At 64.5% G+C, this 24052-nt stretch carries 15 protein-coding genes; 8 read left to right on the forward strand and 7 right to left on the reverse strand.

Features of this window, described 5'->3' with window-relative positions; genetic code table 11:
- Window positions 1-114: 114 nt before the first annotated feature.
- Window positions 115-837, reverse strand: a complete 723-nt coding sequence (locus tag AC3WN8_RS07760) for an IS6 family transposase (protein WP_492668830.1) — start codon at window positions 835-837, stop codon at window positions 115-117.
- 95 nt (window positions 838-932) lie between these two features.
- On the opposite strand from AC3WN8_RS07760, the gene AC3WN8_RS07765 reads away from it, so the two are divergent.
- From AC3WN8_RS07765 to AC3WN8_RS07780, 4 genes are all read left to right on the forward strand, one after another.
- Window positions 933-1403, forward strand: coding sequence for an MFS transporter (locus AC3WN8_RS07765; protein ID WP_492668831.1), 471 nt, complete (start codon window positions 933-935; stop codon window positions 1401-1403).
- Between the two features lie 367 nt (window positions 1404-1770).
- A complete protein-coding gene (locus AC3WN8_RS07770; RefSeq protein ID WP_492668832.1) occupies window positions 1771-2649 on the forward strand; it encodes an ABC transporter ATP-binding protein in 879 nt (292 codons plus the stop codon).
- Between the two features lie 10 nt (window positions 2650-2659).
- Window positions 2660-6289 (forward strand): ABC transporter permease/M1 family aminopeptidase, encoded by a 3630-nt coding sequence (locus AC3WN8_RS07775; RefSeq protein ID WP_492668833.1) that lies wholly within the window; start codon window positions 2660-2662, stop codon window positions 6287-6289.
- 49 nt (window positions 6290-6338) lie between these two features.
- Window positions 6339-8849 (forward strand): TonB-dependent receptor, encoded by a 2511-nt coding sequence (locus tag AC3WN8_RS07780; RefSeq protein ID WP_492668834.1) that lies wholly within the window; start codon window positions 6339-6341, stop codon window positions 8847-8849.
- 424 nt (window positions 8850-9273) lie between these two features.
- On the opposite strand, the gene AC3WN8_RS07785 is transcribed toward AC3WN8_RS07780, so the two are convergent.
- Window positions 9274-11229 (reverse strand): CocE/NonD family hydrolase, encoded by a 1956-nt coding sequence (locus tag AC3WN8_RS07785; protein WP_492668835.1) that lies wholly within the window; start codon window positions 11227-11229, stop codon window positions 9274-9276.
- A 180-nt stretch (window positions 11230-11409) separates the two neighbouring features.
- Between AC3WN8_RS07785 and AC3WN8_RS07790 the strand changes: the two genes are divergently transcribed.
- The 3 genes from AC3WN8_RS07790 to pip are packed head-to-tail and all read left to right on the forward strand — an operon-like array spanning window position 11410 to window position 14468.
- The gene (locus tag AC3WN8_RS07790; RefSeq protein WP_492668836.1) at window positions 11410-12300 is read left to right on the forward strand and encodes a CPBP family intramembrane glutamic endopeptidase; all 891 of its coding nucleotides are present in this window, start codon (window positions 11410-11412) and stop codon (window positions 12298-12300) included.
- Window positions 12297-13514, forward strand: coding sequence for a DmpA family aminopeptidase (locus AC3WN8_RS07795; RefSeq protein ID WP_492668837.1), 1218 nt, complete (start codon window positions 12297-12299; stop codon window positions 13512-13514). Before AC3WN8_RS07790 ends, AC3WN8_RS07795 begins: the two co-directional genes overlap by 4 nt.
- Before the next feature lie 12 nt (window positions 13515-13526).
- The gene (pip, locus tag AC3WN8_RS07800) at window positions 13527-14468 is read left to right on the forward strand and encodes a prolyl aminopeptidase (RefSeq protein WP_492668838.1); all 942 of its coding nucleotides are present in this window, start codon (window positions 13527-13529) and stop codon (window positions 14466-14468) included.
- Between the two features lie 134 nt (window positions 14469-14602).
- On the opposite strand, the gene AC3WN8_RS07805 is transcribed toward pip, so the two are convergent.
- From AC3WN8_RS07805 to AC3WN8_RS07825, 5 genes are all read right to left on the reverse strand, one after another.
- Window positions 14603-16051: an amidohydrolase family protein gene (locus AC3WN8_RS07805; protein WP_492668839.1), complete on the reverse strand. Its 1449-nt coding sequence runs from the start codon at window positions 16049-16051 to the stop codon at window positions 14603-14605.
- A gap of 34 nt (window positions 16052-16085) precedes the next feature.
- On the reverse strand, window positions 16086-17927 hold the full coding sequence (locus AC3WN8_RS07810) for a DUF885 domain-containing protein (protein ID WP_492668840.1): 1842 nt from the start codon (window positions 17925-17927) through the stop codon (window positions 16086-16088).
- Between the two features lie 37 nt (window positions 17928-17964).
- Window positions 17965-20019 (reverse strand): PQQ-dependent dehydrogenase, methanol/ethanol family, encoded by a 2055-nt coding sequence (locus tag AC3WN8_RS07815; RefSeq protein ID WP_492668994.1) that lies wholly within the window; start codon window positions 20017-20019, stop codon window positions 17965-17967.
- Between the two features lie 178 nt (window positions 20020-20197).
- The gene (alr, locus tag AC3WN8_RS07820) at window positions 20198-21292 is read right to left on the reverse strand and encodes an alanine racemase (RefSeq protein ID WP_492668841.1); all 1095 of its coding nucleotides are present in this window, start codon (window positions 21290-21292) and stop codon (window positions 20198-20200) included.
- Entirely contained in the window at window positions 21289-22872 is a 1584-nt protein-coding gene (locus AC3WN8_RS07825; protein ID WP_492668842.1) for an amino acid permease, read from the reverse strand. Before AC3WN8_RS07825 ends, alr begins: the two co-directional genes overlap by 4 nt.
- A 192-nt stretch (window positions 22873-23064) precedes the next feature.
- Between AC3WN8_RS07825 and AC3WN8_RS07830 the strand changes: the two genes are divergently transcribed.
- A complete protein-coding gene (locus AC3WN8_RS07830; RefSeq protein ID WP_492668843.1) occupies window positions 23065-23982 on the forward strand; it encodes a LysR substrate-binding domain-containing protein in 918 nt (305 codons plus the stop codon).
- Window positions 23983-24052 lie beyond the last annotated feature (70 nt).

Below are 24052 nucleotides of genomic sequence, written 5' to 3' on the forward strand. Positions count from 1 at the left end.
TCGACAACAGCCCACAATACGACTCACCATCGTCGGACACAGGGGCCATCCACCGCATCAGTCCTGTGCGAACCGCTTTCCACCTGGCGAGGCTCGGTCTTTGAAGTTGGCAGCCTAGCTCGCGAGATTTTGCCACTCGGCAAAGGCGGCTGAGCGGCGTTCCTTGTAGGTTTTTCTGTCGACGAGATGGCGTTCGAGCTGGAAGTGATTGTTCACGTTGGCATTGACCGATGCGAACTTCTGCAGGCTCTTCATTTTTCGAAATCTGAGCATTGCCCGCTCCCGTCTTCGCAGGGGGAGACGACTGCCCTCGATTCGGTTGTTGGCCCAACGGCCGATCTCCTGCTTCCGCGCGTTGCCGAGCTCGTTCATTGCTGCACGGTAGGAGCGCAACCCATCGGTCGTGATCGTCTCGGGTGAACCATGGCGCTTCAGCGCCTTCTCCATGAAGGTCAAAGCGGCCGCTTTATCGCGGGTTTTGGTGACGAAGCTCTCGAGGGTCTCGCCTTCATGATCGACGGCGCGCCAGAGATATACCATCTCGCCGTTGATCTTGACGTACATCTCATCAAGATGCCATCGCCAGTGCCTGAAACCGCGCATTCGATTGACCCGCTGCCGGCGAATGTCGCCGGCGAACATCGGACCAAACCGGTTCCACCAGAAGCGAACCGTCTCGTGGCAAAGGTCGATGCCGCGCTCGAAAAGCAAATCCTCGACGTTGCGTAGCGAGAGCGGAAATCGCACGTACATCAACACTACCAGCCGAATCACTTCAGGTGACGAGTTGAAGCCGCGAAATGGACTGGGCGGTTTCGCCCTCGATCGACGAGCCATCTACCACTGCTATCAGCGGCCGGAACTCAGTGCCACACAGCCCCGACAGAACCAGTGCCACGCAGATCTGACAGAGCCTCGGCGCGGCTTGGGGCGTGGCCAGCGCGATCGGCTCGATCATCGGCTCGGTCGCCGGCGGCATATTGTGCGACAGGCTGACGAAGCGCGATCCGCGCTGGCTGATTTGGTGGCCCGTCGGCACCTATATCGTCGCTGCCCCGGTCACTTGGATCGCCTTCGGTGTGACGACGCTCATGGCATTCCTGTTCTGGGGCGGGCTGCTGATGGCGCTCCTGTTCAGCGCGCTACCGGCGGTGTTCGCCGCGATCCAGCATGTCTGCGGCGCCACCCGGCGCGCTACCGCGTCGGCGCTCGTCATGGCGTCGATCAACGCGGTGGGCCTTACCCTCGGCCCTTTGGCGACAGGCATCGTCAGCGATCTGCTGGCCGAGGATTTCGGGACTTCGAGCCTGCGCTACGCGTTAATGGCGATGGGCATATTGCTTTGGCCAGCAGCTGTCCTGATCGCGCTCGCGGGGTGCCGATTCCTTGAAGATGCCGAGTAAGCGGTGTTGACCGCCCGGATATGCATGAGGACGGCCAGACCGGGCAGCCTGGCTCTCGATCAGCGCCCCCATTGGACACGCGCCCCACGACAGGTCGGACACTGCCCCGGCTTCAGGTTGGCAGACCCGATCGCTCGACGAAGCCCTTCCCGACCCGGCGCCAGCAGAGCGTCGCCGGCAACCGGCGCCTTTGTCCGGCGTCGGCCAAGGGTTGAGCGAGAAACTCTCATTCTCGGGACCAGAATTACTCGTTTGTGCATCGTCGATGCAGTGCAACAGTATACGATCTGCGGTTTGTGATCGAAATATGCCTGGGCCGCTGCCTTGACGGGATAAAAAGCGCAGGCGGCGGAATGTTGGGGAGCGCATGTTAAAGATAGAAAATCTTACTCACGTCTATCCCAACGGTACACGCGCGCTGGATTCAGTTTCGCTCGAGGTGCCCCCTGGCATGTTTGGTCTGCTGGGGCCAAACGGCGCGGGCAAGTCCACCTTGATGCGCACCATCGCGACACTGCAAGTGCCTAGCTCGGGCGCGATCCGCTTTGACGAGATCAATGTGCTGGCCAATCCGGATGCGCTGCGCCGCACGCTCGGTTATCTGCCGCAGGATTTCGGAGTCTATCCCCGTGTCTCCGCGTTCGACATGCTCGATCATCTTGCCGTCCTGAAAGGCTATGCCAATCGCGGCGAGCGCCGCGAGGTGGTCGGCGCGCTGCTCAATCAGGTCAATCTCTGGAACGTCCGCAACAAGGCGGTGGCCGGCTTTTCGGGCGGCATGCGCCAGCGCTTCGGCATCGCACAGGCGCTGATCGGTCAGCCGCGCCTCATCATCGTCGACGAGCCGACCGCGGGACTCGATCCGGAGGAGAGCAACCGCTTCCTCAACCTGCTCTCCGAAGTCGCCGAAAATATCGTCGTGATCTTCTCCACCCATATCGTTCAGGACATCGCCGATCTTTGCCAGAATGCCGCCATCATCGCGGGCGGCAGGATCATCGGCCGCGGATCGCCGCAGGAGCTGGTCGAGCAGGTGCGCGGCCGCGTCTGGAAGAAAATCATCGCCAAGGACGAGCTCGAAGCACATCGCGAGCGCTACAACGTGATCGCCACGCGGCTGACCAGCGGCCGCACCGTCATCCATGTCCTGGCCGACGCAAATCCGGGCAACGGCTTCGAAGCGATCGAGGGCGACCTCGAGGACGTCTATTTCGCGACGCTGCTACCGCTGCGCCACGCGGCCTGAGGATATGGGCATGTTCGCGCACGTCGCCGGCTTCGAGCTGAAATACCAGCTCCGCTCCACCATGTTCTGGGGGGCGTTCATCATCTTCTTCCTGCTCGCCTTCGCAACCGTGGCGTCTGACGACATCCGCATCGGCTGGGGCGGGCAGGTGTTCCGCAACGCACCTTATGCGATCGCGGTCAACAGCATGGTCTGGACCATCTTCGCGATGTTCCTGGTGACGGCGTTCGTCTCGAACGTGGTGCTGCGCGACGACGAGACCGGCTTCGGCCCAATCATCCAGGCGACGCGGCTTTCCAGATTCAACTATCTATTCGGCCGCTTTACGGGCGGCTTCCTGACCGCGAGCCTCGCCTTTCTGAGCGTGCCGCTCGGCGCGCTGATGGCGGTGCTGCTGCCGGGGCCCGACCCCGAGACGATCGGGCCGGTCAATATCGCCGACTATGTGCAGGTGTTCGTCCTGCTCTGCGTGCCGACGCTGTTCCTGCTGAGCGCGGGATTCTTCGCGCTCGCGACGGCGACGCGCTCGCAGATCGCCACCTATGTCGGTGCGCTGGTGGTGCTGGCGATCTATCTGTTCAGCCGCATCTATTTCCGGCGGCCGGAGTTCGGCGCAATGGCGATGCTGACCGATCCCTTCGGCCTGGCCGCGTTCGAGCATGCCACCAAGAACTGGACCGCCAACGACCGCAACATGATGCTGCCGTCGTTCACCGGCCTGGTGCTGCAGGGCCGCGCGCTATGGTGCGCCGTGGGCCTGGCGATGCTCGCGATGGCCTGGCGCTCGTTCACGCGCAAGGGTTTCGCCACGCGCGCCGACCGCCGCCCCGCGCGCAACGAGGCGCAGGCGGTGGAGAGCGCGGCGCCCGCGCTCGCCGGCACGCCGCTGCCGCCGGCGGACCGCAAGCTGGGCTGGGGACCGCTGGCCGCGCTGACGCGCTTCGAGTTGCTCGGCGTGCTGCGCGGGCCGACGTTCATCGTGCTGCTCGGCTTCGCCTTCATCAACACCGTCATCGGCCTGTGGCTGGCGGGCGACGACAGCGTGACCGTCATCTACCCGGTGACGCGCGTGATGATCCAGACGCTGGCTGCGCAGTTCACCACCATTCCGCTGTTCGTGGCGGCTTTCTATGCTGGCGAACTGGTGTGGCGCGACCGCGAACGCCGCGTGCACGAGATCGTCGATGCCACCCCCTCGCCGGACTGGGCGTTCCTGGTGCCCAAGATTCTGGCGGTGAGCGTGATCCTGCTCGCGATGGGCCTGATGTGCATCGTCGCTGCGGTCGGCGTTCAGTTCGCCAAGGGCTTCACCGACATCGAGTTCGTCAAATATTTCACCTGGTTCCTCGCCCCCTGGTTCTCGACCATGGTGATGTACGCAGTGCTCGCCGTGTTCGTGCAGACGCTGGTGCCGCACAAGTTCGTCGGCCTGCTGGTGATGCTGCTCTACTTCATCGCCGAGACCATGCTCCCGACGCTCGGGCTGGAGAGCCATCTCTATCTCTACGCCACTACGTCGCCGACGCCGGTTTCGGACATGAACGGGCTTGGCGTCCATGCCGGCCACGCGCTGTGGTATCGCGCCTATTGGGCATGCGGCGCGGTCATCCTGACCGTGCTCGCATGGGGCCTCTGGCGGCGTGGCGCATCGGCGCCGCTGCGCGTCCGGCTGAAGACGCTGCCCGCCCGCCTCGTCGGCGTGCCCGGCGCGATCGCCGGCACGGCCGCGGTCGTGATGGCGGGGCTGGGCGGCTGGATCTATTATAACAACTATGTCCTGAACGACTTCCCCACCTTCAAGGGCAGCTCGGAATGGGCAGCGAATTACGAGAAGACGCTGCTGCCGCTGGAATCGCATCCGCAGCCGCACATCGTCGACATGAAACTGGACGTCGATCTTCACCCCGAGGGCACCGCGCCCTGGGTGACGACGACCGGCAGCTATGTGATCCAGAACAAGACCGGCAAGCCGCTGAGCCAGCTCTATGTGCAGTGGCAGCATGCGCTGGTGACCAAGTCGTTCCTCGGCACGACCATCGATCCGGGCGTGAAGATGCTGGCGCTCGACGTGCCCGGTGCGCGAATGACCCGCGACCTGCCCGATTATAACTTCCGCATCTACACCTTCGACACGCCGATGGCGCCCGGCGAGAGGCGGGAAATCCGCTTCAAGACGCTGCGCGAGCAAAAGGGCTTCCGGAATTCCGGCAATGAGGACCGGCTGGTCGCCAACGGCACCTTCCTGAACAATTTCTCGCTTGCGCCGAACCTGGGCGTGTCGCGCTGGCCGTTGCTTCAGGACCGCGCGACACGCCGCAAATATGGTCTCAACCCCGATCTCGTGATCAACAAGCTGGAAGACGAGCACGCGCGCGCCTTCACCTATCTGCGGCACGACAGCGATTTCGTGAATGCCGACGTGACCGTGCGCGGGCCGGCGGACCAGACGCTGATCGCGCCGGGCGAGCGGGTTTCGCATCAGGTGACGGGCGACCGCCAGGTGACACGATTCCGGACCGAAGCGCCGATCAACAACTTCTTCTCCATCCAGGCCGCGAACTATGCGGTGAAGCGGCAGAAGTGGGGCAATGTGGACATTGAAGTCTATTATCACCCCAGACATACGTTCAACGTCGATCGCTTCATTCAGCTTTCGAAGGATGGGCTCGAATATTACTCGAAGAACTTCAGCCCCTATCAGTTCAAGCAGTTCCGCATCATAGAATTCCCCGTTTACAACAATTTCGCGCAGGCCTTCCCCGGCGCGGTGCCCTATTCGGAAGGGGCGGGGTTCATCGCGAAGATCGACGACCGCGACGGCGTCGACTTCATCGCCTACGTCACCGCGCACGAGCTGGCGCACCAATGGTGGTTCCACCAGGTCACCGGCGCGGACATGGAGGGCAGCACCGTCCTCTCCGAAACGCTCGCCCAATATTCGGCGATCATGGTGATGGAGAAGCGCTACGGCGACGCGATGATCCGCAAGTTCCTGAAGCGCGGCATGGAGGGCTATCTCGGCCAGCGCGGCAAGGAGAATGTCGCGGAACCGGCGCTCGAGCGCGTGCAGGAACAGGCCTATGTCCGCTATCAGAAGGGCGGGAACGTCATGTACCTGCTCAAGGACCGGATGGGCGAGGAGCAGGTCAACCGCGCGCTGCGCTCGCTGATCGCACAATTCGCCTTCAAGGGCGCGCCCTACCCAACCGGCCGCCACCTGACCAACGCGCTTCGCGCCCAAGCGAAACCCGAGCACCAACAGCTGATCACCGACCTGTTCGAGCGGATCACGCTCTACGACCTGAAGGTGATCGACGGCCGCACGACGCGGCGCAGCGACGGGAGATGGACGCTCTCGGTCACCGTGGAGGCGCGCAAGCGCTACGCCGACGGTAAGGGCGTGGAAAGCGAAGCCTCGTTGAACGAGGTGTTCGACATCGGCGTGTTCTCCGCGAACCCGGGAGACAAGGGTTTTGGCAAGGCTAATGTCCTGTTGTTCAAGCAACAGCAGCTGAAATCCGGCCGGCACACGTTTGAGATGGTGCTGGATAAGCAGCCCACATTCATCGGCATCGACCCCTATCTCAAATATATCGACCGCAATTCGGAAGATAATGTTCGCAGCGTGGAAGCAAGATGAACCGATAATAACAAATAATAACTTCAATATTTAAAAAAGGGAGATGAATATGAGGGATCTTCGAAAGCCTCTGCTGATCGCAGCTTCGGCGTTCGCGGTCGTATGCCCCGCCATGGCGATGGCCCAGTCCGCACCGACAGAACAGGAGACGGCCACGCCGGCGAGGGACGCGAACGAAATCATCGTCACGGCCACACGACGCGCGGAATCGCTGCTCGACGTGCCGATCAGCATCGCGGCCTATTCGCAGGAAACGCTCGACCAGAAGGGCATCCGCAGCGTCGAGGATCTCGTCCGCAACACGCCGGGCGTCAATCTCACCCAGGGCTTTTCGGGCATTCGCTATATCGCGATCCGCGGCCTGCAATCGTCGGTCGGCGCGACCATGACCGGCATCTATATCGACGATACGCCGGTCCATATCCGTTCGCTCGTGCTGATGAGCTTCTTCTCTCCGGCGCTTTACGATCTCGAGCGCGTCGAGGTTCTGCGCGGCCCCCAGGGCACGCTGTTCGGTTCGAGCGCCATGGGCGGCGCGGTGCGCTTCATCACCGCAAAGCCGACGCTGGACAAGTTCACCGGCAATGCGCGCGCCGAACTGGGCTTCACCGAGGGCGGCGATCCGACCTATGAAATGGGCGGCGCGGTCGGCGGCCCGATCGTCGAGGACAAGCTGGGCTTCCGCGCCAGCGTCTATTACCGGCGCGACGGCGGCTATATCGACCGTGTTCCCTTCTACGCCAGCCGCGGCACGGCCGAGAAGAACTCGAACTCGAACCGGACAATGGTCTTCAACGGCTCGCTGCTGTGGAAGCCGACGGAAGACATCTCGATCACGCCATCGATCTTCTACCAGAAAACCAACCGCGACGATCAAAGCACCTACTGGACCTATGGCAACGGCTCCACGCGCGCCCAGCCGCCGGAGTTCCAGAGCGGTGAAGGCATCGCATCGACGGGCGAAGACAAATTCAGGCTGTATCAGCTCAAGGGCGAGTGGGACATGGGTCCGGTCTCGCTGATCAGCAACACGGCCTATGTCGATCGCCGCAACCGGTCCACAGACGACGGCACGGCCTATATCCTCGATATCTTCGACAATATCCTGAACGGACTGGGGAACGACCCCGCATTCGGCACGGGCGTCCCCCTCCGCGGCATCTATGATGCTTTCGCCAGAGCGGCGGGCGCAAACACCACCCAGATCGGTTTCGACACCGCGTCGCCCGGCCGGGCCGGCGGGCCGAATTGCGGCGAATGCTTCGTCCTCTTCTCGGACCAGATCCAGCGCAGCTTCAGCCAGGAAGTCCGCCTCCAGTCCAACGATGCGGACGCGCGCCTCCGCTATGTCTTCGGCGCATTCTACCAGAAGACCCGCCAGCGCGCACGTGACAGCGACTTCAGCTATTCGCCCTACGACAACTACCTGTACCCCACGTCGTACCATGCAGTACCGCCAGTCGCGCTCCCCTTCCCGCTGGGCATCTTTGCAGGCGTGTTGCCCCCGTTTTTCCCGCTCTCGGCGGACGGTGTGGGGGGGTATGCGCAGACCCGTATCGTAGACCGTAACCTGGGCCTCTTCGGCAGTGTCGATTTCGAACTTTTTGAAAATCTGACGCTGACCGCAGGGTTGCGCTGGTCGCGTCTCGAGTTTGAATCGCAGGCGGAAAGTGTCGATTCAGTGACCAGAGTGACGACGACGGGCGCGCTTCAGCGCAGCGTTGAAAAGCCGCTGACGCCCAAGTTCGGTATCACCTATGAACCCACGCCGAACCTGATGGTCTATGCCTCCGCGGCGAAGGGCTTCCGTTCGGGCGGCGTCAACACCGCTGCCGCCCAGGTCGATCCGGGCTGTCTGCCGGGCCTCCAGAAGATTGGCTACGACACTATTCCCGCGACCTACAAGTCCGATAGCGTGTGGAGCTACGAACTGGGTGCCAAGGGCCGTGTCGGCAATTTCGCGACATTCGCCGCAGCCGCCTTCCAGACCGACTGGACGGGCGTGCAACGCAGCCGTCAGGTCGAGGGCTGCGCGAGCATCTTCACCGACAATTTCGGCAAGGCACGCTCACGCGGCCTCGAAGCGCAGATCACGGTGTTTCCGGTCACCGGTCTGACACTCGACGCCAATATCGGCTATATCGACGGCACCCAGCGGGAGACGATCTTCGTTCCCGGCACGACCAACACCGTCACGCGCAAGGGCGACCGCTTCGCCGCGCCATGGACGGTGAACCTGACCGGCATGTACGAGACGCCGCTCGGCCCCGACGATTTGAAGGGCTATGGCACCGTCCAGTGGACGTACAAGAGCGGCTTTTCGGTGAAGCCGGGCAATGTCGGTTTCAATCCCATCCTGGCCACCACCGACGACCAGCGCAACCTGAACGCCCGCATCGGCATCCGCACCGGCAACGGGATCGACATCTCGGTTTTCGCCAACAACCTGACCAACTCGCGCGACATCATCGGCCGCCTGCACTTCCAGCCGTCCGAGCGCATCCAGATCCAGACCTGGCGTCCGCGGACTTTCGGCATCACGGGCGGCATCCAGTTCTAACCAACAGCCGCAACTTCCCCTGCCGCCTCCGGACTCGCGTCCGGGGGCGGTTTCTTTTTGGCAGACGCATGCGAGCGGGGTTCGGGCTCGTTCCGGTGGCGATGATGGGCGGCTGGGGTGCGGACTTGCCGGGAACTGTCCCGGATTCCATTGGAAGCGTGAGGCAGCAAGAATTTCTCCTCCCTACGCGCAGCGTGGGGAGGGGGACCGCGACGCGCAGCGGCGTGGTGGAGGGGAAGTACGATGCTTCCGTTTCGTGCGGCATTCGAACCAGATTCTCTCTGGATCTTCACCAGCTACGGCACTGAATCATCCATCGCACTTCCCCTCCACCACCACGGCTTACGCCGTGGCGGTCCCTCTCCCCATCTTCGATAGGGAGGAGAGGTTCGGCCGCGCCTGCAAACCAATCTCTGGCCTTCCCCTACTCCGCCATCATCGCCGACTGATCGACGGGCACGATCGGCAGCCAGATCTTCGTCCCGGCGGCGCCGCGCTCCAGCGTGACCGTCGCGGCCTTGTAATCGCCCTTCTTCGCGTTGAAGATGTTGGGCACGAAGGTCTGCGGATTGCGGTCGTAGAGCGGGAACAGGCTCGACTGGATCTGCACCATGATGCGGTGGCCGGGCTGGAAGACGTGGTTCACCGTGGGCAGGCGGAACTTGTAGGTCTGCGTCTTGCCCTTCGGGATCGCGGTCGGCTTGGCGAAACTGTTGCGGTAACGCCCGCGGAAGATGTCGAGGCTGATCGGCAGTTCGTATCCCGCCATCTTGGGATTGGTCTCGTTCTCCTGCGGGAAGACGTCGATCACCTTGACCACGAAATCGCCGTCGGTGCCGGTCGTCCTGGCGATAATTTCGGCGATCGGCGCACCGGAGACGCGCATCGGCTCGGTCAGCACGTCGGTGGTATAGGTCATCACGTCCGGACGGCCATCGGCGTGGCGCTGGTCGCTGAGCAGCCAGACCGGCCATTCGGGGGTGTAAACCGACTTCTGCATGCTGAACGGTCGCGGCAGGAAGGGCACGGGCTTTGCCGGATCGGAGACATAACTGTCCTCGCCCGCCGCACCCGGCTTGAGCGAGAGTCCGCCCTCGGCCGCGGGATAGATCGGCGTCAACGGCGCGGAGCAGCCGCTTTCGCAGGCAAGCGGCCAGGCCTTCAATTTCTCCCACTTGTCCTCGCCCGTATTATAGGCGGTGGCGACGGGCATGTTGGCGGGCGGGCCGTCCTTCAGATGCTGGTTGAAGAAGGGCAGGATCATCTTCTTCCAATAATCGGCAACGGTGTCGCTGCTCCAGTTGAACGCGCTGGTGCTGCGGCCGCCCGCCGATCGGTTGATCTGGCTGTGGAACCAGGGGCCCAGGATGATGTGGTTGTTGCCGGTCTTGCCCGCCTTGCGTAGCGCCTCGAACGCGGTGATCGCGCCGTAGGAATCCTCCTGGTCCCAAAAGGGCTGCACCCAGAGCGTGGGCACGTCCGAGGGATTGGCGGCGAGAAGCTTGTCCAGCGCCTGGCCCGACCAGGTCTGGTTATATTCCGGGTTCGCCACGATCCGTTTCCAGGCGGGAAGCTGGTCGAAGCCGCGGGCGCGCGCCCAGTCTCCCGCGGAGCCGGCTTCGCGGAAGATGTGATAATCGTCGCCGCTGCCGTGCGGCGGGGTGGCGGCGAACGCCTTGTCTCCGCTTTGCATCGCCACGAAGCCCAGCATCAACTGGCGGAAAGCGCCGTGATGGAACCAGTCGTCGCCCATCCAGCCGTCGATGATCGGGCTTTCGGGCGCGGCGGCGCGCAGCGCCGGGTGCGGATGGAGCAGCGCCGAGGCTGTGGTGTAGCCCTCATAGGACGAGCCGATCATGCCGACGCGGCCATTGGCCTCGGGCAGGTTCGCCTTGTTCACCAGCCAGGCGATGGTGTCGTAGGCGTCGGTCGAATGGTCCACGCCGGTGGGGTTGAGCGGCCCCGCCGCTGGCATGATCATCGTGTAGTCGCCTTCGGACTTGAACTTGCCGCGCGTGTCCTGCCAGACGATGATGTAGCCGTTGCGTACGAACTCCTCATTCTCGAAGGGGAGCGCATTGATCATCTTGCCGCTGGTCGACCGCGTCGAGCGCGCCGTGGCGTTATAGGGCGTGCGGTCCATCAGGATCGGCGCGTTGGCCGCACCCTTGGGCACCAGGATGATGGTATGGAGCTTCACCCCGTCGCGCATCGGGATCTTGACCTCGCGCCGTTCGAAATCGGTTTCGGCGGCGGTCGGCGTGTAGGCCTTGGGAATGTCGCCGCCGGGGACGACGACCGGCGTGCCCTGCGCGTGCAACGCGAGCGGCGACAGCGCCAGGGTGAGGGCCAGCGAAATCTTCGACACCTTCATGGTCATATGCTCTTCCCCGTCATGGATTTTTCGGATGCAGATTTGCCTCCGCGCGGGCGCGCCGCAACGCCATATTCCTCAGTCTCTGCGCCAGAATAACTGCGCCTCATCCCCAGCTTTACTGGTTGGCGGCGGCGCGAAGCCTGTGCCAGCGTGATTCATGGACGCGACAATGGGGGAACGGGCATGGAGCGGGAACGGAGCGGCGCCGGAGTGGGACTCTATCTGCTGCTGACCATGTTGTTGTGCGCGGCGCCCTATGCGCTGATGGCGCGCTATGGCGTGAGCGGCGGCGCGGGCGGCTATGTGACCGCGCTGATGTGGGGGCCGGCGGCGGCCGCGATCCTGACGGTGTGGCTGCTGAAGCTGGACTGGTCGTCGCTGGGCTTCGCTTGGCGCGGCACGGCCTTGTCATGGGCGAGCTATCTGCTGCCGATCGGCTATGCCGGACTGGCCTATGTCATCGTGTGGACCACTGGCATGGGCCGGTTCGCGACGCCCGAGAGCGTCGCGCCGCTCGCCGCGCAGATCGGCTGGACCATCGAGGATCCCACGCTGTTCGCGATGCTGTACTTCGTGTTCACCGGTGTGACCGGGATCATCGTGGGGACGGCACGCGGCCTTGGCGAAGAGATTGGCTGGCGGGGCTTCATGGCGCCGCGGTTGCAGGACCGGTTCGGCTTTACCCGCGCGGCGGTGATCACGGGATTGATCTGGGCGACCTGGCATGTGCCGCTGATCCTCTATGCCGATTACAACAGCGCCGCCCCGCGCGGCTTCGCGCTGGTCTGTTTCTTCGTGATGGTGATGAATCTGAGCTTCATCATGGCGTGGTTCCGGCTGAAGTCGGGCAGCGTCTGGCCCGCGGCGATCATGCATGGCAGCCACAATCTGTTCATCCAGCGCATCTTCACGCCGCTGACCGAACCCACCGGCGACATCACCGCCTATGCGATCGACGAGTTCGGATTCATGCTGGCGATCACGAGCTTCGCGGTGGCGCTCTATCTGTGGTTCAGGCGCCGCGAGGCGGTGGCGGCGCACGCGGCGAGGTGCTCGAACAGGGAGACGGCATGATGCGTGTTTTGCGACTGGCGACGGCGCTGGCGATCGGGCTTGCGGCATCCGCCGCGACCGCGCAGGCGCCTCGCGCGCGCGATCTGGGTGTGCCCTTCCATGGCGAGCCGGGCCCGTTCAACGCGATCACCGACGTGCCCGGCGTGGAGGTGGGGCACAGCACCATCATCCGGGGCGATGGCGCGCTGAAGCGCGGCGAAGGGCCGGTGCGCACCGGGGTCACCGCGATCCTGCCGCGTGGCAAGGACTCCGCCGTCCCCGTGTTCGGCGGCTGGGCGACCGCCAATGCCGCGGGCGAAATGACCGGCACCACCTGGCTGGAGGAGCGCGGCTCGTTCGACGGGCCGGTGATGATCACCAACACGCACAGCGTGGGCGTGGTCCGCGACGCGGCGGTGAAGTGGCTGGTCGACAAGAAGGCGTGCTGCCTGTTCTTCACGCCAGTCGTCGCCGAGACATGGGACGGCTATCTGAATGATGTCGACGGCTTTCATGTGAAACCTTCACATGCGGCCGAGGCGCTGGCGACGGCGAAGGGTGGCCGGGTGACCGAGGGCAATGTCGGCGGTGGCACGGGCATGGTGTGTGCGGGCTTCAAGGGCGGGATCGGCACCGCGTCGCGCAAGGTGGAGATCGGAGGCAAGGCCTATACGGTGGGCGCGCTGGTCCAGTGCAATTATGGCGCGCGGCAGCTGCTGCGCATCGGCGGCGCACCGGTGGGACAGGATCTGGCGACACGCTATCTGTCGTGCAGCGACCTGCCGGGCACCGCGCCTTACAAGCCGGCGCGCAAGTGCGAGCCGATCAGCCGCAAGCCCTATGAGCCCGAAGGTTCGATCATAGTGGTGATCGCGACCGACGCGCCGCTGCTGCCGCATCAACTGAAGCGTGTGGCCAAGCGGCCGACCCAGGCGATCGGCCGGATGGGCGACATCAGCCACAATCTTTCGGGCGACATCTTCATCGCCTTCTCCACCGCCAACGCCGAGGCGCTGAACGAAAGCGCGCCCGGCGTGCAGGCGATCTCGGCGATCTCCAATTCGGAGATCACCAAGATCTTCGAGGCGGCGGTGGACGCGACCGAGGAGTCGATCGTCAACTCGATGATCGCCGCCAGGACGATGACCGGACGCGACGGGGTGACTGTTTACGCGCTGCCCCATGACGAATTGCGCACGATCCTGGCCAAATATGGCCGGACGGCGAAGAAATAGTACAGGAACCACATGCGTACATTCTACCCGCCGATCAAACCCTATGAGACCGGCATGCTCGACGTGGGCGACGGGCACAGCCTTTATTACGAACGCTCGGGCACGCCCGGCGCGATGCCCGCGGTGTTCCTGCATGGCGGGCCGGGCGCCGGCTTTTCGGACGCGCACCGGCAGCTGTTCGATCCTGCACGATACGACGTGCTGCTGTTCGACCAGCGGGGCTGCGGGCGATCGCTGCCCTATGCGGCACTGGAGGCGAACACGACCTGGCACCTCGTCGCCGATATCGAGCGGATGCGCGAGATGGCGGGGGTCGAGACATGGCTGGTGTTCGGCGGAAGCTGGGGATCGACGCTGTCGCTCGCCTATGCCGAGACCCATCCCGATCGGGTGAGCGCGCTGATCCTGCGCGGTATCTTTCCGGCGACGCGCGCGGCGGTGGACTGGTTCTACAAGTTCGGCGTGTCCGAGATCTTCCCGGACAAGTGGGACGCGTTTCTGGCGCCGATCCCCGAGGCGGAGCATGACGATCTGGTGGCAGCCTATCACCGCCGCCTGACGGGCGATCGGGCGACGCAGCTGGAAGCCGCCAAGGCCTGGAGCATTTTCGAAGGCGAGACGATCACGCTGCTGCCCGATCCCGGACTGGCCGCGCATTTCGGAAGCGACGATTATGCGATCGCGATCGCGCGCATCGAGAACCATTATTTCCGGAATGGCTGCTGGCTGGAACCCGATCAGCTCATCCGCGACGCCGGAAAGCTGAACGGCATTCCCGGTGTGATCGTCCATGGCCGCTACGACATCCCTTGCCCCGCGCGCCATGCCTGGGATCTGCACAAGGCCTGGGCCGGATCGGACCTGAAGATCGTGCCCGACGCAGGCCATGTCTTCAACGAACCCGGCATCCTGCACGAGCTGATCGAGGCGACCGACCGCTTCGCCACAGGATAGAGCGCTTCCCGAAAAAGTGGGGACCGGCTTTTCGGCCGGGAAGCGCTCAAGATATTGATTGAAAGCCTTGCTTATCCGTCAGGGCGATTCCGCCCTGACGGATAAGGCTCCAGCGGCGAGGCGGCCTCGCGGCGTCACTTCCGCGGGTTGGGGAAGGGCACTTCCTGGTGTGCGGGCTGGTAGACGCGGCCGTCCTGCAGCATCAGGCGGCCGTTGACGAAGGCGGTCCTGACCTTGCGGAGCGCGGCGAAATCCTCGTCGGGATTGCCGTCGACCACGATGATGTCCGCCAGCTTGCCCGGCTCGATCGTGCCCAGCCGGTCGCCCATCTTGATGATCTCCGCGCCCGTCTTGGTGGCCGCCACCAGCGCCTCGACCTTGGTAAAGCCGATGCGGGTGAAGGATTCGAGCTCGTCGATATAGGAGCCGGGCAGATAATCGGTGCCTGCGAGCGCGACCACGTCCAGACCGATGCCCATCTTCACGCCCGCGCGGCGCATCTTGGCGGCCATATTCTCGTTGACCGTCTCGTCGAGCTGGAAGCGGCGCGAGGTGGAGCCGAAATAGCCGCCGCTGCCGCGCATGATGACGCGATAGGCGACCAGGGTGGGCACCGAGGCGATACCGCGCTTGGCCATCAGCGCTACCGCGGCGTCGCTGCGCGGCAGCGGGTGTTCGATCGAATCCACCCCGGCCTTGATCGCCATGTCGATATATTGCGTCTCGGCATCGACCGTCACCGGCAGCCCCAGCGAGTGCGCCTCGTCCACCGCCGCCGTGACCTCGTCCTGCGAATATTCGCTGGCCAGCTTGATCAGGTCGGCGCCCTTGGTGAACTGCATGCGCACCGCCTCTCGCCACTGTTCGGGGCCCGACGCGATACGGACCATCGAGTTCAGATTCTTGTCCGCGATCTCCGGATAGCCCTGCTGAAAGGCGTGCACTGCCGCGTGACCGCCGGTCTGGGTGATGAGCTGCCCGGCCGCGAAGATGCGGGGGCCGAAGATCTCGCCCGCGGCCTGCTTCGCCTTCAACACGAAGGGCACATCGCCGTGCGAGGCGACGTCGCGCACCGTGGTGACGCCCGATTCCAGATAGGTCGCCATGCGCTTGAGCCCACGCATCGTCGATTCCGCGCCGCTGTAGTTCGCTGCGGAGTAGACGTTCACCGCGTCGCCCGCCGCAAAGAAGGTGAGGTGCGCGTGCAGGTCGATCAGACCCGGCATCACGGTCTTGCCGGTCACGTCATAGACGACCGCGTCCGCCGGCCAGTTCCGCTCGCCGGGCTTGAGTACCGCGGTGATCGTCTTGCCCAGCACCACGATGGTCGCCGGCCGGGCCGCCTTGCCCGTGCCGTCGAACAGCCGCCCGCCGACCAGCACGAACGAACCCTTGGGCGTGTTATAATCCTTGGGCACGGGGATGCGCAGCACGTCGTCCGAGGTGGGCACCGACGGCGGCAGCACCGCGGACCGGTCGTAGATCGGCCGCGCCTCCGGCCCGTTGTCCTGCTTGTTCTGCGCCACGGCGGGCGCGGCGGTGAGCGCGCTGGCGAGCAGCAATCCGCAAATCGTCTTCTTCATCGTCACTAACCCCTCTTTGAATATGCCGCGCGGCTCAGCGCGCCTTTTGCTTCGCGATCCAGATGTCGAGCTGCCGCTCGAGCTCGTCGAGCGGCATCTGCGCCCGGCCGATGATGGTGTCGTGGTAACCCCGGATATTGAACTTGCTGCCGAGCGCCGTCTCCGCCTTCTTCCGCAGCTTCTCCATCTGGATCATGCCGATCTTGTAGCCCGTCGCCTGGCCCGGCATGATGATGTAGCGCCTCACCTCGGACTGGATCTGGCCGAGCGCGGCGGGCGAATTGTCGGTGAAATATTTGACCGCCTGATCCTCGGTCCAGCCCTTGGAGTGCAGGCCGGTATCCACCACCAGCCGGATCGCGCGCCAGATCTCGGTCGTCAGCCGGCCGAAGTCCGAATAGGGATCCTTGTACGCTCCGATCTCCTTCGCGAACTTCTCGGAATAGAGACCCCAGCCCTCTTGGAAGGCGTTGATATAGAGATATTTCCGGAACTCGGGGATGTCGGTCAGTTCGCGCGAGATCGCGAAGTTCATGTGATGACCCGGCAAAGCCTCGTGATAGGTGATCACCTCCAGCTGGGGCTTGGGCACGGCGCGCATGTCCGACAGGTGCGAATAGAACACGCCTGGCCGGGATCCGTCCGGCGTGGAGAAATAATAATGCTGCGCCGCGCCGGGGATCTCGCGATAGGGCTCGACGCGCTTCACGACGACATCCGCCTTGGGCAGGATGCCGAAATATTTGGGCAGCCGCGCCTTCATGAACGCGACATAGCGGGTGGCGTCGTCGAGATATTGCTGACGGCCCGCATCGGTATCCGGATAATAAAATTGCGCATCCTCGCGCACGAACTTGAAAAAGTCCTGCAAGCTGCCCTTGAAGCCGACCTTCTGCTTGATCGCCTCCATCTCGCCCTTGATCCGCGCGACCTCGTCCAGTCCGATCTGGTGAACTTGCTCGGCGGTGAGATCGGTGGTGGTCGAACTGCGCAGCATCATGTCGTAGAATGGTTTGCCGTTCGGATTCTTGCCGACGCCGGTGGCGACCGCATCGGCCCTGGGCAGCTCGGATTCGAACCAGGCGATCAGTTGGTCGTAGACCGGCTTCCATTGCTCGAGCAGCGCCTTCTTCGCCGCCGCGCGATAGGCGTCGGCCTTGGCGGCGTCGATCTTGCCGGCCTTCACCAGTGCGTCGATCTTGGCGTTGGCGTCCTTCCACACCGCATTGTCGCCCTCGCCGGCGAAGGGCGCTCCGCTGTTCAGCGCCTTCGCCTGCGGGATCATCATCTCGTAGGAGAAGCGCGGCACGCGCGAACCCGCCGCCGCGTTGAGCTTCGCGATCTCGAGCTGCTGCGACAGCGCGCGCGCGATGCCGCCGATCCGCGCGACATAGGCGTCCATGTCCGACGGTTCGTCGACACGATGAACCTGCATCAGAAATTGCGGCATCCGCGTGTGCGGACCGTACATCTGCTGGAAGACGTAACCGTTGCGGTTGAACTTCGCGAGCGCCGCGGCTTCCTCGTACTGATAGATCCACAGGTCATAGGAAAGCTTCGCATCCTGCGGCAGTTTCGCGCGGTCGAAGGTCGCCTTCATCTCCTCGACCTCAAGCCGCATCCGTTCGAGCTGCCGCGCGGCGGCCGCCTCGGACATGTCGTCGATCTTGTCGTAATCCTTCTTCTCGCCGGCATAGGAGCGCGCCATCGGGCTGGCAGCCAGCTGCGCCTCGTATTTCGTGTTGAGCCACGCATTGAGCCGTGCGGTCTCGGCGTCCACCGCCGCCGGCGCAGCCGGCGCGGGGCTTTGCGCCAGCACGGCAGCTGGCGCGGCCGACAGCAGCGTTCCGGCCATGAGCAAAGCAAGCATCTTCATTCCATTGTCTCCCTGGGCCTCGCGCCGGGGGCGCGGGTCATTTCTTCTCGGTCTTCTCCAGCGTCCGCGCCTCTTCCGCCACATAGCCGCGGATCTGTTCGGCCTGGTCGGGCGTGATCCAGCGCGAGAAGCTCACCATGCCGCTGGCGGTCAGCGCGCCGTCGATCACGACGCTCTTCCAGATGTCCCTGTCGGCCAGTGCGTTCGCCCGGCGCAGATCGGGCGCGGCGACGCCCTCGTGGCAGCGCGCGCAATATTCGCCGTAGGTGAGGCCGCCCGCCGCAACCATCGCTGCGGGGAAAAGCTGCGCCGGCGGATTGGCGGGCGGCAGCGTGAGATCATATTCGGGCATGGCTCCCTTGCCGCCCAGCTTGAAGACGAACAGCCGTCCGTTGGGCTGGCGGAAGCGCGGGCGGTTGGCATCCTGAATGCCCATCGCGCCGCCGCCCTTGCCGACGACCACCGCGATATATTGCACGCCGTCTATGCTGTAGCTGACCGGCCCGGCCATGATCCCGGCAGGCTGCTTGAAGGTCCACAGCTTCGCGCCGTCCTTCGCGCGGAAGGCGGTAAATTCGCCATGCGCGTTGCCCGTGAAGACGAGATCGCCTGCGGTGGCGACGGTGCCGCCGTTGATCATCTCGGGCTGGGGCACGCGCCAGACCTCGCGCTGCCGGATCGGATCCCAGGCGACGAGCGCGCCGGTGCCCATCGGCTCGGCGGGATTGCCGCCGATCTGCGCGCCGATGTTCAGATGGCCGGGCTTGTATTTGAATGCCTTGTCCTGCGCGAAGGTCAGGCTCCACTGGACCGTGGGGATATAGACCAGCCCGGTCCGCGGACTGTAGGACATGGGCTGCCAGTTGTGCCCGCCGACCGAGGAGGGCTCGATTATCTTCACGCCCTCCTCATAATAGGCGTTGGCGCTCATCACTGGCCGGCCGGTCTTCATGTCGACGCTCTCCACCCAGCTCTGCTTCGCGAAGGGCTTGGCGGACAGGAGCTTTCCGTTCTCGCGGTCGAGCACGTAGAAGAAGCCGTTCTTGGGCGCCTGCATCAACACCTTGCGCGCCTTGCCCTCGATCGGGAGCGTGGCGAGCATGATCTGCTGGGTGTTGGTATAGTCCCAGCTGTCGCCGGGCGACGCCTGATAATGCCATTTGTAGCGGCCGGTGTCGGCATCCACCGCCACGATCGAGGAGAGGAAGAGATTGTCGCCCTTGCCGTCCGAGCGGACCTTGCGGTTCCAGGGTGAGCCGTTGCCGACGCCGATCAGCACCTGATCATAGTCGGGGTCGTAGACCAGCGAGTCCCAGGCGGTGCCCCCGCCGCCCATTTCCCACCAGCGGCCGAACCAGGTTTTTGCGGCCATCGTCATGGCGGAGTCGGAGGCGGCGCGGTCCGCGCCCTTCGACGGGTCGCCGGGCACGGTGTAGAAGCGCCAGGCTTGTTTGCCCGTCTCGGTGTCGTAGGCGGTCACGAAGCCGCGCACGCCGAGTTCGCCGCCGCCATTGCCGATGATCACCTTGTCCTTGAAGATGCGCGGCGCGCCGGTGATCACATAGGGCTTGGACTTGTCGACGGTGAGCACCGACCAAAGCTGCTTGCCGGTCTTGGCGTCGATCGCGATCAGGCGGCCGTCGATGGTGCCGACATAGACCTTGCCCTTCCACACTGCGACGCCGCGGTTGACGACGTCGCAGCAGGATTTGATGGCGTCCTCGCCGGGCACTTCGGGATCGAAGCGCCACAGTTCCTTTCCCGTACGTCCGTCGATCGCATAGACGCGGGACCAGGCGGTGGAGACATAGAGGACGCCGTCGACGACGATCGGGGTCGCTTCCTGGCCGCGATTGGTGTCGAACTCGAACGACCAGTCGAGGCCGAGCTGGCCGACATTGCTCGCGTTGATCTGGTCGAGCGCGCTGTAGCGCTGTTCCTCGAAGGTGCCGCCATGCGTCATCCAGTTGGCCGGATCCTGGGCGGCGGCGAGCAGCCGCGCCTGATCGACTGCGGCCGGGCCGTCCGGGACCATGCTGCACGCCTGCAACAGCAGCGCACACAAAGTCGGGCAGATACCAAATCTTTTCATGCTCACGCTGAAATGCTCCCCTGGTCGGCCGCCTTGCCGGCGCCATTGTTTCGTTGGCGGGCATCTGAAATCATTCGCGCGGGGTTCGGCAAACAACAAATGCTGGCGCACAGAGTAAGCAATTCTGATCCTTTCCGTCACGGAAGCCGCGCACATCCCGTGCATCGGGTGAGATCATCTATTTCGCGTAGAAGGCCGGTATCCTGCCCGAGAGCGACATCATCAATTCCAGCGGGGTCGATCCCGTCCAGCGCGCCCAGTCGTCCAGCGTGATGTCCGGTCCGATGATCGTCGCGCGATCGAACAGCGCAGGGTCAGCGCCGCCGGCGTCGATCATCAGATGCTCCAGCGTGAAGGCGGTCACTGGCACGCGCGCGCCGTTCATGATGATTTCGGGCGACGTGCCGGGGACCGCCTTGCGCAACCCGTCGCCCAGACCGATGGCGACGCTGGCCGGGCTCTTCACCGTCCCGCCCGCATAGCCGCCCGACGAGGCGGCCGCCTGGGCGCGGACGACCGCGGCGGAGAGCGAGCGGATCAGCGGGCGAAAATCGCGCGCGGGGCCGACGCCCGCGTCGAGCGGCGTCAGTCCATAGAGTGCATGGCCGACGCAGACCGCGTTGGTGGCGTCCGGCAATTCGGCGAGCACGCCCGAGGAGCCCCAGACCTGGGTGACGGGCACCTCGATCCTTGTCTCGGCCAGATCGGCGAGGAGCTGCTGAAAGCGGGCATAGCGTTCCAGGGCCCAGGCCTTGCCGTCTGCCGTGCCGAAGGGGAGGTGCGTGTAGACGCCGCGCAGATCGAGCGCGGGGCTGTCCGCGATGCGCCGGATGAGGGGGAGTGCGTCGGCCACCGGCACGCCCAGCCGGCCGAGACCGGAATCGACCTTCACCCAGACCGGCGCGCGCGTGCCCAGTGCGTCGGCCGCCTGCTCCGCCGCGGCGATCGAACGCTCCTCGAACACCGTGGGCTGGAGGTCGTAGGCGAGGAAGGCGGGCATATGCTGCGGCTCCGCGCCGCCGAACAGCAGGATTTCGGCGTCGATCCCCGCCTGGCGAATTTCCACAGCCTCGTCGAAATTGCCGGTCCACAGCTTGCGCACGCCTGCATCCACGAGCGCGCCGCTGATCTCCACCGCGCCGAAGCCATAGGCATTCGCCTTGATCGACGCGATGATTTCGCGCTCGCCCGCCAGATCGCGGACCAGATCGAGATTGTGGCGCAACGCCGACAGGTCGATGTCGAGCGTGGCGGAGCGAAGCGACTGGCTCATGCGATATCCTTCAGATGCGGAGGCGCGTCGGCGTCCTGCTCATGGACCTCGACCAGTCCGCGGCCGACATGGCTGCGGCGATAGCCGTAGAGGAAGTAGATGATCAGCCCGAGCCCGCCCCAGATGGGCAGCACGAGCTGGGCGTCGACGGGCAGGTTTGCGAACAGGAACAGGCACCCGCCGATCGCCGCGGGCGCGACGATCCAGATCAGCGGCGCGCGGAACGGCCGCTTCCGGTTCGGCTCGCGGATTCGCATCACCAGCACGGCGATCGCGACCATGAAAAAGGCGAACAGCGTGCCGGAATTGGAGATGTCCGCCAACTGGCCGATCGGCAGCACCGCCGCCACGGTCGCCACGAACACGCCGGTGACCATCGTCACGATATGCGGCGTGCCGAAGCGCGGATGGATGCGCGCGAGCTTCTCGGGCAGCAGACCATCCCGCGCCATCACGAAGAAGATTCGTGTCTGGCCATACATCATCATCAGCACGACTGAAGGCAGCGCGAGATTGGCGATCAGGCCGATCGCATTGCCCATGACTGGCCAGTTGATCGCGCGCAGCACATGCGCCAACGCCTCGTTCGAACAGACCAGCGCCTCGCGGTTGGAGGGGAGCAGGCAGGCCTCGACGAAGCCGGCCGAGCCCGGCATCACCGCCGCGCCGTCCGGCCCCGACACCGGCTGCGCGCCGATCGCGCCGATCGCGCCGACGGCCACCGCCACATAGAAGATCGTGCAGATCGCGAGGCTGCCGATGAGCGCCAGCGGCACGTTGCGCTGCGGGTTCTTGGTTTCCTCCGCAGCAGTGGAGACCGCGTCGAAACCGATATAAGCGAAGAAGATCGAGGCCGCGGCGCCGACGATGCCGATGCCATGCGTCTCCCCCGTGCCGAACCAGCCATTGGGCGCGAAGGGCGAGAAATTGCCGGTGTCGAGCACGGGAATGGTGAGCGCGACAAAGGCGGTGAGCGCGGCGATCTTCACCACGACGAAGATGGCGTTGAAGCGGGCGCTCTCGCGCGTGCCGAGCACCAGCAGCCCGGTGACCGCCAGCGCGATCAGGAAGGCGGGCAGATTGATCACGCCATGGGTGAGGTCCGGGCTGGGCAGCATGCCGTTCATCGACCAGACCGGCCCGCGCGACAGCGCCTGGGGCAGGGAAATGCCGGTGACGCTTTCCACCAGCCCCATGAAATAGCCGGACCAGCCGACCGAGACCGCGCTGGCCGATACCGCATATTCGAGCACCAGCGCCCAGCCCACCATCCAGGCGAGCAGTTCGCCGATCACCGCATAGCTATAGGTATAGGCCGAGCCCGAAACCGGGACCATCGCCGCAAGTTCCGAATAGCAGAGCGCGGCGAGCGCGCAAATGACGCCCGCGATGACGAAGCTGACCAGCATGCCCGGCCCCGCCTTTTGCGAGGCGGCGGCGGTGAGCACGAAGATGCCGGTGCCGATGGTGGCGCCAACGCCGAGCAGGATGAGCTGGCCCAGGCCGAGGCTGCGGATCAGCGCCCTTTTCTCGGCGGTGCGGATGATCGCATCGACCGGCTTGATGCGCCCGAAAATCATGCTGGCGTCCCCCTCTGATACGGCTTGGCGGACGCACGCGGACGGCAGAGCGCGACATCCCTTCGCGGAAGCGCGATCCCGGCTTGCCCCGGTGTCACATCAATTTATAGTCGCTCTTGTCCCGCCAGTTCCTCCAGAATTTTCGGGGGTTCCGCAAACCACTATTCTTAGGCCTGAGGAACAGATGTCCTAATGTTGCGAGAGACGCCCAATCTCGACTGGCTGCGCGTGTTCACCGAAACCGCCGCGACCGAAAGCTTCGCACTGGCGGCCCTGCGGCTGGGCGTGACGCCCGGCGCGGTGAGCCAGCGGATCAAGGCGCTGGAATCCTTCCTTCAGATCAACCTGTTCGAGCGTTATCCCCGCGGCGTGAAGCTGACCGAGGCGGGCAAACGCTATGCCCAGCGTCTGACGCCCGCGTTGGAGCAGATCATCGCGGCCACGCGCGAGGTGACCTCCAGCGGCAGCAACAAGACCGTGCGCATCACGATCCTGCCCGCGCTCGCGCAGCTCTGGCTCGGCCCGAAGATGGAGCATTTCCACACGCTGGACACCGGCGCGAATGTCGAGATCTGGGCCGATCCCGCGATCATCGACCTGCGCACCTCGAATTTCGACATCGCGATCCGCTGGGGCCGCCCGCCTTTCCCCGGCCTCGACCAGACCGAATTGTTCTTCGACGAGATCGTGCCGGTGGCCAGCCCCAAGCTTATGGAAACCGCCGAGGTGGACGAACGCGGCCTGCCGGTGGGCGCACCGCTGATGGTTGATCTCTACTGGCAGCATGATTTCACCGACTGGCTCGGTCGCACCGGCCAGACCGAACCGCCCACGCTCAACACGCAGACCTTCTCGCTTTATTCGATGACGGTGGAGGCCACGCTGCAGGGGCGCGGCTTCATGATGGGGCATACGTCGCTGGTGGGCGACCTGATCGCGGATGGACGGCTGGTCGCGCTCTCCGAACGCCGTGTGCCCTCAAGCAACCAATTCTACCTGCTGACCAAGTCTGCCACGCCGCTGTCGGACGCGGCGCAGAACTTCGTCAACTGGCTGGTCGAACAGGCCCAGCCCAGTCAGGCGCAAGCACAGGCGGAATTGGACGGCTAGAGCGATTTCGAGGCAGATGGAATCATCTGCCGGCTGGGAGCCGCAGGCCCGCAAAGCTAAATCACAGAAA

This window comes from Sphingobium sp. FW305-3-2-15-F-TSA7 (genome assembly GCF_058787155.1).